The organism is Mesorhizobium sp. M0243 (assembly GCF_040321775.1).
Lineage (GTDB): Bacteria > Pseudomonadota > Alphaproteobacteria > Rhizobiales > Rhizobiaceae > Mesorhizobium.
This window is the reverse complement of sequence record NZ_JAMYSF010000025.1, coordinates 15755-30971: the sequence shown is the minus strand read 5'-3', so window position 1 is coordinate 30971 and position 15217 is coordinate 15755. Positions and strand designations below refer to the sequence as shown.

The following is a 15217-nucleotide window of genomic DNA, read 5'->3' as shown; positions in this document are numbered from 1 at the left end:
GTCGCGGGCCATGCCAAAATTTCCGCCGCTTCCCGTCATGTTCGAGATATGCTCTTTCCCCGTCGCGACGCAGAAAATCAAGAAAAGCACTATTTTAGTCTTATTTTAGCAATCGTTAACCTTAACGACTGGTAAACGGGCTGCTTCCCATTTTCATCTTTTACATCCCAGGACCCTGTCGTAGTGTCGGATCGCGGCGGCAATGTACGGGGATTGAGTTGATGATTGTGCAGTTGAGTTCGCTTCGTCCCGTGACGGGCGAGGACGGCAAGGACACCGCCGACACCATGTCCAGCTTCGCCCGCAACGTCTCGGCGATGCTTGAGCGGACAGAGTACCGCCGCTGCGACAAGGGCGAAGATCTCGAGGACATCTACCGCCTCCGCTACAAGTCATATCGCTCGAACGATATGGTTCCCGACAACGAAAACCATACCATTCACGATGAGCTCGACGAGGCACCGAATGTCTACCGCTTCGGAGTCTATATCGACCAGGAACTCGTCAGCACGCTGCGTATCCATCACGTCACCTTGGCGACGCCGATGTCGCCTTCCACCAAGGCCTTTGGCGACATCGTCATGCCGATGCTTCGTGACGGGCTGAGCTTCATCTGCCCCAGCCGTTTTGCGTCCGATCCCGAATGGTCGCGCGTCTACCCGCAGATTCCTTACTTGACCCTGCGGCTGGCCGGCATGGCGTGCTTCCATTTCAACGCGCCCTACTGCCTGTCGACCATTCGTGAGGATCACGCCGGCTTCTACAAGCGTATCTACTACTCGGAGAAGATCAGCGAGTCGCGCGCCTATCCGGGCGTTTTCAACAAGGTCGTGCTCTACCGGGCCGACGTCAACGCCATCCGCGAGCGGTCCTTCTCACGGTTCCCGTTCTTCCGCTCGACGCCAATGGAACAGCGCATGCTGTTCGATACGCCGCATGTCGGAGAACTCGCGCCGCTGACCATCCTGCCCACGGCAAAGTACTATCACGAAGCCGCCTGATACGGCAGGATTCACACGATTTTGCAGGGCCGACAGGGAGCCTTTTGGCGACTTCGGCGTTCTGGGTGCGGCCACGAGCAGCGCTCCGGGTCGATTCTGAAGTTTTTGAGGGAACCCGTCATGACCATTTCCACACTTGCGCTCACCCCGCTCATCTCGCTGATCGCCGGCGTGCTGATCCTGGTCATGCCAAGGCTGTTGAACTACATCGTCGCGCTCTATCTGATCGTCGTCGGGTTGCTCGGGCTATTTCCGCATCTAGCCGGCTGAGGCGCCGGCTTAGGCCACGCAAGCGTCCGCCTTCGGAGCATCTTTCCGCATCAAGCACCGGAATCCAGCGATTGGACTCCGTCGCGCGTCGGCAGCCGGCTTCAACCTTTCTTTGAGGCAGTTGTCGGTTGTTGTGCGGCAATAGCGCCATTGCTCTCGGCCCGGCTTTTCGCTATGTGCCTGAAAGATGTCTTCGAAGGGGTATTCCTATGGCTGATCACTCGCCGACCGGTCCTGTCGAACTGGGCGCGAAGATGGACTATGCCGAGCATGACCGCACCTATGCGGGCTTCCTCGCGCTGGCCAAGTACGGCTCGCTGTTTTGCGGAGCCCTGCTTCTGGCGATGGCCTTCGGCTTCTTCGCGGGCGGCTTCTTCTCGGCGACCATTCTGTTCGTGCTGATTCTGGCTGTCGGCGCCTTTATCCTCCGATAGATTTTTCCGACACCTTGTCCATGGCGCCGCCGCGAGGCCGGCCGGCGTCTTGCGGGAAATAGCTTCCGGCCGAAAGGATCATGCGGTGGGACAGACGGTTTTCATCCCTCGTGAACTCGATGCCAACGAGCCGCGCGTCGCGGCCTCGCCCGATACGGTGAAACGGCTGGCGGCGTTGGGCTTCGACGTCGTCGTCGAGGCCGGTGCCGGTCTGAATTCGCGCATCGTCGATGCCGACTATGCGAGCGCCGGCGCCGCCATAGGCAAGGCTTCCGATGTCGCCAAGGCCGATGTCGTGCTGAAGGTGCGTCGGCCCGGCGATGCCGAACTGAAGAGCTACAAACCCGGTACAGCGGTCATTGCCATCATGGATCCCTATGGCAACGATGCCGCCGTGGCAGCCTTTGCCAAGGCCGGCGTCACCGCTTTCTCGATGGAATTCATGCCGCGCATCACCCGCGCGCAGTCGATGGACGTCTTGTCCTCGCAGGCCAATTTGGCCGGCTATCAGGCGGTGATCGACGGGGCTTCGGAATATGATCGCGCGCTGCCGATGATGATGACGGCTGCCGGCACGGTGCCGGCGGCGAAGGTCTTCATCATGGGCGTCGGCGTTGCCGGCCTGCAGGCGATCGCCACCGCGCGGCGTCTGGGTGCGGTCGTCACCGCCACCGACGTTCGCCCCGCCGCCAAGGAACAGGTCGCCTCGCTCGGCGCCAAGTTCCTCGCGGTCGAGGACGAGGAATTCAAGGCTGCGGAAACGGCCGGCGGCTACGCCAAGGAAATGTCGAAGGAATATCAGGCCAAGCAGGCGGCACTCACATCAGAGCACATCGCCAAGCAGGATATCGTCATCACCACGGCGCTTATTCCCGGCCGGCCGGCGCCAAAGCTGGTGTCGGCGGCGATGGTCGCCTCGATGAAGCCGGGCTCGGTGCTCGTCGATCTGGCGGTCGAGCGCGGCGGCAATGTCGAGGGCGCTGTACCGGGCCAGGTGGTGACAACGGCCAATGGGGTGAAAATCGTCGGCCATCTCAATGTGCCCGGCCGCATCGCGGCGTCGGCATCGCTGCTCTACGCCCGGAACCTGTTTGCCTTCGTTGAGACGCTGGTCGACAAGACGACCAAGACGCTTGCCATCAATCGCGACGACGATCTGGTCAAGGCGACGATGCTGACCGATGGCGGCAAGATCGTGCATCCGGCTTTCATAAAGGCCGACCAGCAGCCCCATGTCGAGCCGGCCGCAATCCCGGCCAAGACCATGGTCGCCGACGCTTCGCCCAAGAAAGCCGCGCCCAAGAAGGCGGCCGCCTCCAAGTCGCCCTCGTCGAAGCCGAAAGGGATCGCGTGATGGACCAGACCCTGCAGAAAGCCCTGGACCAGCTCGACCAGGCTTCCGCCGCCGTCCGGCTGGCGGTGCAAAACATGGCGACCGCGCCTGGTGGTGCCGACGCTGCGGGTGATGCTGCGCATGCGCTCTCCGGGGGCGCCATCGATCCCTTCGTCTTCCGCTTCGCCATCTTCGTCCTGGCGATCTTCGTCGGCTACTACGTCGTCTGGTCGGTGACCCCCGCACTGCACACGCCGCTGATGGCCGTCACCAACGCCATCTCCTCGGTCATCGTCGTCGGCGCGCTGCTTGCCGTCGGCATCGCCGCCTCCGGCATTGCCGCGGGCTTCGGCTTCGTCGCGCTGATGCTGGTCTCGGTCAACATCTTCGGCGGCTTCCTCGTCACCCAGCGCATGCTGGCCATGTACAAGAAGAAGGACAAGTAGAGCGCCATGAACGCCAACTTCGCGTCCTTCCTCTATCTGGTCTCCGGCGTTCTGTTCATCATGGCGCTGCGCGGCCTGTCGCATCCGACCACCAGTCGCCAGGGCAATCTCTATGGCATGATCGGCATGGGCATCGCCATCGCCACCACGCTGGCGCTGGCAACCCCGTCAGCGGGCCGCTTCGGCCTCATCGTGCTCGGCCTTGCCATTGGCGGCGGCGTCGGCGCCGTCACCGCGCGGCGCATCGCCATGACCTCGATGCCGCAACTGGTCGCCGCCTTCCACTCGCTGGTCGGCCTCGCCGCCGTCATGGTGGCGGCCGCCGCCATCTATGCGCCGGAAAGTTTTGGCATCGGCACGGATGGTGACATCCACGCCCAGGCGCTGATCGAGATGAGCCTTGGCGTCGCCATCGGCGCTATCACCTTCACCGGCTCGGTCATCGCCTTCCTCAAGCTCGATGGCCGCATGTCGGGCAAGCCGATCATGATCGGCGGACGCCACTTCATCAACGCGGCACTTGCCATCGCGCTCGTCGTGCTGATCGTGCTGCTGGTCACCACGGAATCGAAGCTGGTCTTCTGGCTGATCGTTGCCGCCTCGCTGGTGCTCGGTATCCTGCTGATCATTCCGATCGGCGGCGCCGACATGCCGGTCGTCGTCTCGATGCTCAACTCCTATTCGGGCTGGGCAGCTGCCGCCCTCGGCTTCACGCTCGGCAATCTGGCGCTGATCATCACCGGCGCGCTGGTCGGCTCATCCGGCGCGATCCTGTCCTACATCATGTGCAAGGGCATGAACCGAAGCTTCATCTCCGTCATCCTCGGCGGCTTCGGCGGCGAGACGGCAGCTCAGGCCGACGACGGCATCGAGCGCACGGTCAAGCAGGGCTCGGCCGACGACGCCGCCTATCTCATGATGAACGCCCAGAAAGTCATCATCGTGCCGGGCTACGGCATGGCGGTTGCCCAGGCGCAGCACGCGCTGCGCGAAATGGCCGACAAGCTCAAGGCCAATGGCGTCGACGTGAAGTACGCCATTCACCCGGTCGCCGGCCGCATGCCCGGCCACATGAACGTGCTGCTCGCCGAAGCCAATGTGCCCTACGACGAAGTGTTCGAGCTCGAGGACATCAACTCCGAGTTCGCGCAGGCCGACGTTGCCTATGTCATCGGCGCCAACGACGTCACCAACCCGTCCGCGCGCGACGACAAGTCCTCACCCATCTACGGCATGCCGATCCTCGATGTCGACAAGGCCCGCACCTGCCTGTTCGTCAAGCGCTCGCTCGGCTCCGGCTATGCCGGCATCGACAACACGCTGTTCTACAAGGACGGCACCATGATGTTGCTCGGCGATGCCAAGAAAATGACCGAAGAGATCGTCAAAGCGATGGACCACTGATCGGCGATCACTTGAGACACGCCAAGGAACGCCCGGCTCGCGTCGGGCTTTTTCTTGGCTTGATGGCGATTTCCAGGCTACGATGAAGAATTCCCGTCTCGCTGGCGGGATTGTCGTCAACGGAGACGTTGGTGCCCGACCCCATCATCGCATCGCCGCCCACCGGAAAACCGCCGCGCAAGCCTGGCCAGGCGGTGGTGATCGTGCATGGCATGGGCGAACAGCGGCCGATGGATACGCTGCGCGGCTTTGTCCAGGGTATCTGGAGCCATGACCCCAGCCGCGCGCCGTTTTATGCCCGTGTCGCCGATCCGGCCGACCCCGCCGGCGCGAAGATCAACCAGAGCTGGATCACTCCCGACAGCCGGACCAATTCGTACGAACTTCGCCGCGTCACCACGCCCTACGATGTCGATGGGCGCCGCACCGATTTCTACGAGCTTTACTGGGCCGACATCACGCAGGGCACGACGCGGGGCCGACTTGCCGCCTGGGTGACAAATCTGCTTTGGCGCAAGCCCGCCGACATACCACCCGACGCCCGAAAGCTCTATCTGGTCACGCTTCTGGCCGTCATCATCGTTCTGGTCGCGGCTCTCGCGCTTGCGACGTCGGTTTGGCAGCAGCAAATTTCGTGGACCGTCGGCGCGCTCGTCACCATCCTGGCCTCGTTCGTCATCTGGTCGGTGGACCGTTTTGGCCTTCCCTATTTCGGCGATGTCGCCGTCCATGTGCGCGCTGAAGCTGCAACCGTCGAGAAGCGGGCTCTGATCCGCAGCCGTGGTCTGAAGCTGCTAGAGCGTCTGATGATGGACGATACCTACGATCGCATCGTGCTGGTCTCGCATAGCCTCGGCTCGATGATCGCCTATGACCTGCTGCAGATCTTGTGGGCCGATTTCAGGCCCCGAAGACTGGAGGCCATCCGCGACAAGGCGAAACTGAAGGCGATCCACGCCATCGACAAGGCGACGCTTGTTGCCGACGGCTCGGCATGGCCCGGCAGCCTTGACGATCTTGCCGGGTTCCGGCGCGATCAGTGGGAACTCTATCGCCAACTGCGCACCAAGGAGGACAACCATGGGCCTTGGAAGATCAGCGATTTCGTCACGCTTGGCAGCCCGCTGACCCACAGCGAATTTCTGGTGACGCACAATCTCGCCGAATTCAGACGCGGCATCGCCGAGCGTCTGTTCTCGGCATGTCCGCCGGTCGCCGAGGGAGCGGCGGCCGGTGGCACATTGCTTTATCAGGAAGGGCGCAACCGTTCTTCGGGCAAGCCGCAGCGCGCGGTGCATCATGGCGCGGTGTTTGCTGCGACGCGCTGGACCAATATCTTCGACCGCGGCAACGGTTGGCTGACGGGGGATCCGATCTCCGGGCCGATGGCGGAGAATTTCGGCCCGGGCGTGGAGAACATCCAGGTCGAGCTACGCGGTTGCCTCGGCCGTGTCTTCACCCACACGCTGTACTGGTCGTTGGCGGCGACCGGTGTCGAGGTCGCCGCCAACGATCGGCCGCGCTCGCATCTTGCCGTGCTGCGCGACGCTGTCGACCTCGGTCGCAAACTGGAGCCGAGCCAAGCGGAAACGCCGACGATTCCTGCCCGAAAATAGGAAAAGATTTCAGCGAACGCGGCCGAGGCAGCGCCGCATGACAATTCAGAGCAATGTCCACTCCGGGCGGTCCGGAGTGGACTCGCCTTGCAAGTGCAGTTCAGCGGCTGGTGAGAAAAACCGCTTCCTCATCGTCGCGCTGCCTGCCTCCGAGGGCTGCGGCGGCACTGGCGATAAAGGCGCCGATGGCCAGCGAGAGCGCACCAAGCAGCGCAAACGTCGCACTGGCCTTCCTGGCGGTGTCGGCGGCCTGCTGCGCCTTGACTTTGGCGTCCTGAGCCCTGGCGATGATCGCATCCACCCGCGCCTTGGCATCTGCTTCCGAAAGACCGGTGCGGGCGGCGACGAGTTGCGACAGATACGTTTTGTCGTCTGCGGAAACCTCACCTGCCGCTGCACCGGCGATCAGGATGCGCGAGGCCTGCCCGGTCGCAGCCGCATCGCTGTCCGGATTGGCGGCAGCCAGCCTGCCCGGATCGGCCGGACGGAACAGCGAATCCACCAGGTAGGAGGTCGCATTGTCGGCCGATGTGCTGCCGGCATTGGCCGAAGCCCCCGCCGATGCGCCCATGGCCGCGCCAGACGCGATGGTGGACACCGCCTGCACGCCTGAGCCTATCGCAGCGGAAAGCGCGGAGCCAAGCACGCCGACGACGAGCAACGTGGCCAGCGCCCAGGCAAGAAAGCCGTGTGCGGTGTCCCGGAAATAGACTTCATCGGTGTGGATGCCGACCCATTTGGTGCGCAGGCGTCCGGCAAGATAGCCGCCGACGCCGGAGGACAGCCATTGCACGATGACAAGCCAGATCGCGGTGGACGCCGCGAAAGTGGTGACAGATGCGCCCGATCCCGACCATGGCGACACCATGGTCAATCCCAGCCCCGAACCGAGCAGCATGAGGATGAGGGTCAATGTCGAGGCCGCGAAGGCTCCGGCGATGATCGGTCCCCAGCTGACGGCGGTGGAGGAGGACTCGGTTGAGGCGGAAACATCGGCCGCCGACAGGGTGGACTGCATGGAAGCCCCCTATCGTACGAACAGCATGATCAGAATGATGATCGGAATCGGAATGCCGAGCAACCAGAGCAAAATGCCACGTCCCATGGAGGCCTCCTGTTAGAATATTGTGAATCGATGTTGTCACAATGTTCCAAGGGAACTTCCGTTCCGGCGCGTTGTAAAATGATTTTCTTGCCGCCAGCGGAACATTGGCGCGCCGCAGCGCGCCAATTCAGATTTGATGTCCAGATCAGATGTCCAGATTGGCGACCGACAGCGCGTTGTCCTGGATGAACTCGCGCCTGGGTTCGACCTCATCGCCCATCAGCCGCGAAAACAGCGAATCCGCATCGGTCGCGTCATTGACCTTGACTTGCAGCAGCGAGCGCACGTTCGGATCGAGCGTGGTTTCCCACAGCTGTTCGGCGTTCATCTCGCCGAGACCCTTGTAGCGTTGCATCGTCAGGCCCTTGCGGCCGGTCGCAAAGACCGCGTTGAGCATCGCCAGCGGCCCCGAGATGGTTTCGGAGACATCCTTGCGGCGCAGCACCGGCGGCGACCCGTAGACCTCGCTGAGGCGCTGTGCGTAGCGGTCGAGCTGGCGTGCGTCGGCCGAATTGATCAGCGCCAGGTCGAGATGCGCGTATTCCTTGACGCTGCGCACCGTGCGCTCGAACACATAGCCGCCGACGCCTTCATTCGAGGTCGACATGCGGCCGGTCCAGCCGCGCTCGGTGTCCTCGGCGATGATGTCGAGGCGTTTTGCAATCCGCTCCGCCATGTCGTTGGCGCGGCCGAGATCGGTGAACACGTCCGGGTTGAGCCCGCCGGCGATCGCCGCCTGCTCGACCACGCCTCTGTTGTAGCGCGTGTGCAGGCCGTTGATCAGCTGGCGCACCGCCAGCGCGTCGTCGATGGCTCCGCGCAGGTCCTGTCCGATGCGAACCTCGCCCGAGCCGAGGGTAAGCGATGCTTCCTCCAGTCCCGAGCCGATCAGGAACTCCTCGAACGCGCTCTCGTCCTTGATGTATTGCGAGCTCTTGCCGCGCGTCACTTTGTAGAGCGGCGGCTGGGCGATGTAGAGATGGCCGCGCTCGATCAGCTCCGGCATCTGCCGGAAGAAGAAGGTGAGCAGCAAGGTTCTGATATGGGCGCCGTCGACGTCGGCGTCGGTCATCAGGATGATCTTGTGGTAGCGCAGCTTGTCGGCGTTGAACTCGTCCTTGCCGATCGAGGTGCCGAGCGCCGTGATCAACGTGCCGATCATGTCGGAGCCGAGCATGCGGTCGAAGCGCGCCCGCTCGACATTGAGGATCTTGCCGCGCAACGGCAGGATCGCCTGGTTCTGGCGCGAACGCCCACCTTTGGCCGAGCCACCGGCGGAATCACCCTCGACGATGAAGATTTCGGATTTCGCCGGGTCGCGTTCCTGGCAGTCGGCCAGCTTGCCGGGCAGGGAAGTGACGCCGAGCGAGCTCTTGCGGGTGATATCGCGCGCCTTGCGCGCCGCTTCGCGCGCCGCCGCGGCCTGGATCACCTTGTCGACGACCACCTTGCCTTCGCTCGGGTGTTCTTCCAGCCAGGTGCCGAGCGCTTCGTTGACCAGGCCTTCGACGACAGGACGGACTTCCGACGAGACCAGCTTGTCCTTGGTCTGCGAGGAGAATTTCGGATCTGGAACCTTGACCGACAGCACCGCCGTCAGACCTTCGCGGCAATCGTCGCCGATCAGCGAGACCTTTTCCTTCTTGGTCAGCCCTGAAGATTCGCCATAGCCGGTGATCTGGCGCGTCAGCGCGCCGCGAAAGCCGGCCAGATGCGTGCCGCCATCGCGCTGCGGGATGTTGTTGGTGAAGGCCAGCACGTTCTCATGGTAGCTGTCGTTCCACCACATCGCCACTTCGACGGTGATCCCGTCGCGCTCGGCCTTGATGGCGATCGGCTTGTCGATCAGCGGTTTCTTGACCCGGTCGAGATATTTGACGAATTCTTCGAGGCCTCCATCATAGTGCAGTTCATGGCGCACGACATCGGCGTGACGGGCATCGGTCAAAATGATGCGCACGCCGGAATTGAGGAAGGCAAGCTCGCGCAGCCGGTGTTCCAGCGTGCCGAAGTCGAACTCGACCATGGTGAAGGTCTCAGACGACGGGAAGAAGGTGATCTGGCTGCCGCTGCGGCCCTCATAGGTGCCCGGCTGCTTGTCCTGCTCATAGCTGCCGGTCGCCCTCAGCGGTGCGTCGGCATTGCCATGCGTGAAACTCATCTCGAAGATCTGGCCGTTGCGGCGGATTTTCAGCTTCAGCCACGCCGACAGCGCGTTGACCACCGACACGCCGACGCCATGCAGGCCGCCCGAGACCTTGTAGGAATTCTGGTCGAACTTGCCGCCGGCATGCAGCTGCGTCATGATCACTTCGGCCGCCGAAATGCCTTCTCCGGTGTGGATATCGGTCGGAATTCCGCGGCCATTGTCGATCACAGTGACCGAACCGTCGGGGTTGAGCGTCACGGTGACGAGGTCGGCGTGACCGGCCAGCGCCTCGTCGATGGCGTTGTCGACCACCTCATAGACCATGTGATGCAGGCCCGAACCGTCGTCGGTATCGCCGATATACATTCCGGGGCGTTTGCGGACAGCATCCAACCCCTTCAAAACCTTGATGGAATCGGCGCCGTATTCGGCTTCAGCGCCGTTGTTGTTGTCGATCTGATCGCTCATGAAAACCTGTTGTCTGGATGCCGCTTGCACGGCGCGAAAAACCCGCTCCGAATCGCGCCTCTGATATGCACTAGATATAGGCGCAAAAGGCGGTTTTTCCAAGGTTTGCAGGCATTTCACGGGGAATGAGCCGGCTGTCCATGACAGCCTCCCGTCAGGCCCTATTTCACTTTGGCCAGCCGGTCCCTGAGAAACTTGATCATGAACTTATATCGCGGCGCCAGCCGCCCGCTGCGGTCGAGCTCCAGCGTCATGTCCAGCGCCTGGGAAAGCACGGCCTTGGGGTTCTTGGCGACCTGAGCGTAGTCGATCATGGCCACCACCAGGTCGCGCTGCCAGGTGGCGTTGTTTGGGTCGGACCGGGCGAGCTGCTGGCGGATGTCGAGACTGTCCTGGAAAGCCTGCCGCGCGCCTTTGACGTCGCGCTGCTTGGCCTTGAGCATGCCGATCTCGGACAGAGTGATCGACAGGTCGCGTTGCCAGTCGGCATTGGCAGGGTCGAGCTTGGCCAGCCGGTCGGCGATGGCGAAACTATCTATATAGGCCTTGAGTGCTCCGGCGCGGTCGCCCTGAATCGCCAGAATGCCCGCTACTTTTTCCAAGCTGACCGAGAGGTCGCGTTGCCAGTCGGCGTTGGCAGGGTCACTGGCCGCCAGCACGCGGGCTATCGAGAGGGCTTGCCTGTAGGCGGCGAGGGCTACCGGCCAGTCCTCTTGATCGCTCAGCGCATTGCCGATCTTTGCGTTGCCGACCGACAGGTCGCGCTTCAGCTCACTGTTGTCGGGGTCGCGGCCCACCAATTGTTCGACGATCGCATGGCCCGCTTTATAGGACGCGAGTGCGCCCGCCGCATCGCCGCGCTCGCGCTTGAGATCGCCGATCGTATCATGGCTGACGGAGACATCGCGTTGCCGCTCGGCGTCCCGCGGCTTCTTCTCGGCCAGCGCCAATCGGACCTTCAGGCTCTCCTCGTAGGCCATCTGGGCGTTGTCCAGTCGCCCCATGACCCGGGCAAGGCCGCCGATCTCGTCATAGGTGATGGTCAGGTCGCGCTGCAGCTCGGCGCGCTCCGGTTCGTTATCGGCAAGCTGCTTCTTGATCGACAGGCTTTCCTGGTAGACTTGCGCGGCGCCGGCCAGATCGCCTTGCGTCACCAGCACGTTGCCGATCTTGTCGTCGGCCATGGCGAAGTCCCCCAACCATGGCAGGCGATCAGGCTCGGCCTTGGTCAAATCCCGCAGCATGGTTCTGGCGGTCTGATAGTTTTCCAGCGCTTCCGGCAGGTCCCCTTGCGCCAGCCTGATGTTGCCGAGCTTGATGTGGCTGACGGCAAAATCGCGCTTGACGCTCGGGTCGGTTTCCCGGGCCGAACGCAGCTCGAGATTGGATACCAGCGCTGCAAAGGCGCGGCCTGCCGCATCGGTGTTGCCGACAAGGGTGTAGAGCTTGCCGAGCTCGTCCAGCGTGCGGATCTGGCGGTCGGCGTGGTCCAGGGTCAGATCGGTCTGCCCGGCCTCGCCGTAAAGGGCCAGGACCGATTCATAATCCTTGATGGCCGTGGCGTAGTCGAGGTCGGCGCGCGCCGCACCGCCGGACAGGAAACGCGTCGCCGCCTCGGACAGCGTGCGGTTGACGAAGTTGGCCTTCAAGGCGTTGCGCGAAACATTGTCGATGTCGGCGGCCTTTGCGAGGATGGCGCGAGCCCCATCGAAGGCGCCGAGCGAAAGCTGCTCCTCGGCCTGCCGGCGCAATTCCGTCACCTGCGGATCATCGGAGGCCAGCGTCCTCATTTCGCCGCGCACTTTGACGAAGGCGTCGGCCGCCTCGCGCAACCGGGCATTCAGGCTTTCCGCCGAAAGGTGGCTGGCGTCGGAGCTGATCAGCACGCCGTAGAGAGGCGCCAGCGGCATGTCGGCATCGCTGGCAACCTGCTCGACCTCACCGCGCATTTCCGGCGTCACGTCGGCCATGGCAAGCAACAGGCGCTCGCGCTCCGGCAATTGTTCCTTGGCGGCCGCGGCAAAGAACAGCTTCGGCAGGCCGCTCTCGACGTAAGGCAGCTGTTTGCCCCGCGACAAATCGTAGACCTCCTGCTGCACCAGCGTCAGCACCGAGCGGATTTCGAGCCCGCTGGTGCCGAGATATTTGGTCAGCGCCGTGGTGAATGGCGAGTTCTGGCCGGTTCCGTCGGCCGCCGTCTCGCCGGGTGCTGCCGAGAAAGCGAACAGGATGTTTTCGGCGCGGCCAGTCCGACCAAGCCCCGGCCGGACATTCTCCACGACATCCTTGACCAGCGACGTCGCGCCGCGCCCGTCACCCACCGTGCCCGAAAACGGATCGCTCCGGCAGGCGTCGAGCATGATCAGGCCGACCTTGGCGGTGGCGGCCACGGTCTTGCGCACCTCCTCCAGAGGCAAGCTGGTCTTCTCCAGCGCATCGAGCGAAGAGGGGTCGGCATCGACCGGCAGCAGCCGGTTATCGCCCGAGATTTCCACGCCGTGGCCGGAGAAGTAGACCAGCGCCACGTCGGCGCCTTTGGCATCCTGGCGAAAATCGTCGAGCGCGCGGCGCATGCGCCTCAGGTCGCGGTTGGTTTCGAGGACGACCTCGAAGCCGAGCTTCTTCAGCGCCGCTGCCATCGCCTCGCCGTCATGGACCGGATTGGCAAGCGGCCGGATCAGGCGGTAGTCGTCGTCGGCAATGATCAAGGCCACGCGCCGCTCAGCCACCGCGGCGGCGGTGCTCATGAGCATCAGCAGCAAGGCAAAAAGCAAACGCAAGTCGAACCGCCCCCCGGCTTGTCCATTTGCGCGAACATTCCACCTCTTTATGCCATGAGCAAGCCGGGCTTTTTGCGGAAGACCAGCGTTTTCAGGCAGCCCGCATCGGCTTCAAAGCCTCGCTCCAGCGCAACAGCTCGTCGAGCATGGTTTTGGCTCCGCCCTGCACCTGTTCGCCGGCGTTGAAAGCGCCATTTTCGTCGAGCAGTTTCTGGTACATCGGCAGCGCGACGCCTTCCGAGATCGGCATGACACCCACCGAGGTCAGCAGCGGCTTCAGCGCTTGCGCCGCGCGCAGGCCGCCGGAGACGCCGCCATAGCTGAAAATGGCGGCAGGCTTGTACTTCCATTCACGCGAGAGATAATCGATCGCGTTGACGATCGCCGGCGCCACGAAATAATTGTATTCCGGCGCCACGAAGATGAAGGCATTGGCGGCATCGATCGCTTTCGACCAGGCCTTGGTATGGTCGTTCTGGTAATTGCCGAGTCTTGGATGGTGCGGTTCGTCCAGCACCGGAAGCTTGAACGTGTCGATGTCGGTCAGTACCGGCTCGAATTTTCCATGCTCGCGCGCGAACGTCTCCAGCCACTCGGCAAAAACCGGCCCTGCGCGGCCTGGCCGCGTGCTGCCGATGATGATGTTCAACTGGTGCTTCAAGCTGGGCTCCTGCGATAGCGGTATCCATTGGTGACTGCCACCTAGGGCATGCCGCTCGGGGCAACAAGAAGGCACCTCACGGTAACCGGTCACGTTCCGGAGAGCAGGGCCTTGCCGTACGGTCACATGGACGCCTGCTTTGCGGCCCACTACATTGGGTCATCAGCGGAGCACAGCATGGACATCCAGCCCGCCCCCTTCATTCCCCCGGCGCCGAAGCCGCGCACGACGCCGCCCTCGACGCTGGAGATGATCCGCATCGTCTACCGCAACCCGCTCGAATTGTGGGGTGAACACACCTACAACGAGCCTTGGATTTCGGCCAATGGCGTTGGCGGACATCTGATCGTCGCCAACGATCCCGGCCTGATCCGCCATGTGCTGGTCGACAACGCCAGGAACTACAAGATGGCGACGGTGCGCCAGAAGATCCTGCGGCCGATCCTGCGCGACGGCCTGCTGACCGCCGAGGGCGAGGTCTGGAAGCGGTCGCGCAAGGCGATGGCGCCGGTGTTCACGCCGCGCCACATCTTCGGCTTCGCCCAGCCGATGCTGAGACGCACGCTGGACTTCGTCACCCGCTATGAAGACGGCGGCACGTCCGACATCGCTCATGACATGACGCTGCTCACCTACGACATCCTGGCCGAGACGCTATTTTCCGGCGAGATATCGGGCGAGCCGGGCAGTTTTGCCAACGAGATCGACCGCCTGTTCGAGACCATGGGCCGCGTCGATCCGCTCGATCTGTTGCGCGCGCCCGACTGGCTGCCGAGGCTGACCCGCATCCGCGGGCGCAAGACCATGGCCTATTTCCGCAAGATCGTCACCGACACGGTCAAGATGCGCGAAGCGAAATTCAAGCGCGACCCTGATGCCGTGCCGCAGGATTTCCTGACACTGCTGCTCAAGGCCGAGGGACCCGACGGACTGACACGGGCCGAGGTCGAGGACAACATCATCACCTTCATCGGTGCCGGCCATGAGACGACGGCGCGTGCGCTCGGCTGGACGCTCTATTGCCTGGCTGAATCACCGTGGGAGCGCGACCGGGTCGAGCACGAGATCGACCAGGTGCTGGCGCGCGAGCCCGATCCGACGAAGTGGCTTGACGCCATGCCGTTCACGCGTGCGGCTTTCGACGAAGCGCTCAGGCTCTATCCGCCGGCGCCGTCGATCAACCGCGAGCCGATCGAACCGGAAATGTGGAAGGATCTTTATATTCCGAAGCATGCCGCCGTACTGGTGATGCCCTGGGTCGTGCATCGCCACAGGAAACTGTGGGACAGGCCAGATGCCTTCCTGCCGGAGCGCTTCCATCCGGGAAACCGCGAAAAGATCGACCGCTTCCAGTATCTCCCGTTTGGCGCCGGCCCGCGCGTCTGCATCGGCGCCAGCTTCGCCATGCAGGAGGCGATCATCGCGCTGGCGATCATGCTGTCGCGCTTCCGCTTCGACACCACCGCCGAAACCAAGCCTTGGCCGGTGCAGAAACTCACCACGCAGCCACAAGGCGGTCTGCCGATGCGGGTGACGCCAAGATAGGCGTG

The 15217-nt window shown here is 63.2% G+C and carries 12 protein-coding genes; 8 read left to right on the top strand and 4 right to left on the bottom strand.

Features of this window, described 5'->3' with window-relative positions; genetic code table 11:
- Positions 1–221 precede the first annotated feature (221 nt).
- The 7 genes from NKJ11_RS26035 to NKJ11_RS26005 all read left to right on the top strand — a co-directional run bounded on the left by NKJ11_RS26035 (position 222) and on the right by NKJ11_RS26005 (position 6504).
- Positions 222–1001: an N-acyl amino acid synthase FeeM domain-containing protein gene (locus NKJ11_RS26035; protein ID WP_352794619.1), complete on the top strand. Its 780-nt coding sequence runs from the start codon at positions 222–224 to the stop codon at positions 999–1001.
- A gap of 120 nt (positions 1002–1121) precedes the next feature.
- Positions 1122–1271 carry a DUF3096 domain-containing protein gene (locus NKJ11_RS26030; RefSeq protein ID WP_013528205.1) on the top strand — a complete coding sequence of 50 codons (150 nt, stop codon included), beginning with the start codon at positions 1122–1124 and terminating at the stop codon, positions 1269–1271.
- A 209-nt stretch (positions 1272–1480) separates the two neighbouring features.
- On the top strand, positions 1481–1705 hold the full coding sequence (locus NKJ11_RS26025) for an aa3-type cytochrome c oxidase subunit IV (protein WP_013528204.1): 225 nt from the start codon (positions 1481–1483) through the stop codon (positions 1703–1705).
- An 85-nt stretch (positions 1706–1790) separates the two neighbouring features.
- Positions 1791–3059: a Re/Si-specific NAD(P)(+) transhydrogenase subunit alpha gene (locus NKJ11_RS26020; protein ID WP_352442671.1), complete on the top strand. Its 1269-nt coding sequence runs from the start codon at positions 1791–1793 to the stop codon at positions 3057–3059.
- Complete coding sequence (locus tag NKJ11_RS26015) at positions 3059–3484, top strand: proton-translocating transhydrogenase family protein (protein ID WP_006339983.1); 426 nt, start codon at positions 3059–3061, stop codon at positions 3482–3484. Before NKJ11_RS26020 ends, NKJ11_RS26015 begins: the two co-directional genes overlap by 1 nt.
- 6 nt (positions 3485–3490) lie before the next feature.
- On the top strand, positions 3491–4888 hold the full coding sequence (locus tag NKJ11_RS26010; RefSeq protein ID WP_352611587.1) for an NAD(P)(+) transhydrogenase (Re/Si-specific) subunit beta: 1398 nt from the start codon (positions 3491–3493) through the stop codon (positions 4886–4888).
- 131 nt (positions 4889–5019) lie between these two features.
- Positions 5020–6504 (top strand): hypothetical protein, encoded by a 1485-nt coding sequence (locus NKJ11_RS26005; protein ID WP_352794617.1) that lies wholly within the window; start codon positions 5020–5022, stop codon positions 6502–6504.
- Between the two features lie 100 nt (positions 6505–6604).
- On the opposite strand, the gene NKJ11_RS26000 is transcribed toward NKJ11_RS26005, so the two are convergent.
- From NKJ11_RS26000 to NKJ11_RS25985, 4 genes are all read right to left on the bottom strand, one after another.
- Entirely contained in the window at positions 6605–7522 is a 918-nt protein-coding gene (locus NKJ11_RS26000) for a hypothetical protein (protein ID WP_352439798.1), read from the bottom strand.
- A gap of 232 nt (positions 7523–7754) precedes the next feature.
- Positions 7755–10226 (bottom strand): DNA topoisomerase (ATP-hydrolyzing) subunit B, encoded by a 2472-nt coding sequence (gene gyrB, locus NKJ11_RS25995; protein ID WP_352794615.1) that lies wholly within the window; start codon positions 10224–10226, stop codon positions 7755–7757.
- Positions 10227–10387: 161 nt separating this feature from the next.
- Entirely contained in the window at positions 10388–13006 is a 2619-nt protein-coding gene (locus tag NKJ11_RS25990; protein ID WP_352794614.1) for a caspase family protein, read from the bottom strand.
- A 91-nt stretch (positions 13007–13097) separates the two neighbouring features.
- Positions 13098–13667: an NADPH-dependent FMN reductase gene (locus tag NKJ11_RS25985; RefSeq protein WP_352794613.1), complete on the bottom strand. Its 570-nt coding sequence runs from the start codon at positions 13665–13667 to the stop codon at positions 13098–13100.
- Between the two features lie 177 nt (positions 13668–13844).
- Here NKJ11_RS25985 and NKJ11_RS25980 point away from each other — a divergent pair, with 177 nt between their 5' ends.
- A complete protein-coding gene (locus tag NKJ11_RS25980) occupies positions 13845–15212 on the top strand; it encodes a cytochrome P450 (RefSeq protein WP_352794611.1) in 1368 nt (455 codons plus the stop codon).
- The last annotated feature ends 5 nt before the right edge of the window (positions 15213–15217 follow it).

Bases quoted from the DNA above. Each gene is read 5' to 3' on its own strand.
- NKJ11_RS26035 (WP_352794619.1), top strand. From the start codon at position 222: ATGATTGTGCAGTTGAGTTCGCTTCGTCCCGTGACGGGCGAGGACGGC.
- NKJ11_RS26025 (WP_013528204.1), top strand. From the start codon at position 1,481: ATGGCTGATCACTCGCCGACCGGTCCTGTCGAACTGGGCGCGAAGATG.
- NKJ11_RS26015 (WP_006339983.1), top strand. From the start codon at position 3,059: ATGGACCAGACCCTGCAGAAAGCCCTGGACCAGCTCGACCAGGCTTCC.
- NKJ11_RS26030 (WP_013528205.1), top strand. From the start codon at position 1,122: ATGACCATTTCCACACTTGCGCTCACCCCGCTCATCTCGCTGATCGCC.
- NKJ11_RS26010 (WP_352611587.1), top strand. From the start codon at position 3,491: ATGAACGCCAACTTCGCGTCCTTCCTCTATCTGGTCTCCGGCGTTCTG.
- gyrB (WP_352794615.1), bottom strand. From the start codon at position 10,226: ATGAGCGATCAGATCGACAACAACAACGGCGCTGAAGCCGAATACGGC.
- NKJ11_RS25980 (WP_352794611.1), top strand. From the start codon at position 13,845: ATGGACATCCAGCCCGCCCCCTTCATTCCCCCGGCGCCGAAGCCGCGC.
- NKJ11_RS26000 (WP_352439798.1), bottom strand. From the start codon at position 7,522: ATGCAGTCCACCCTGTCGGCGGCCGATGTTTCCGCCTCAACCGAGTCC.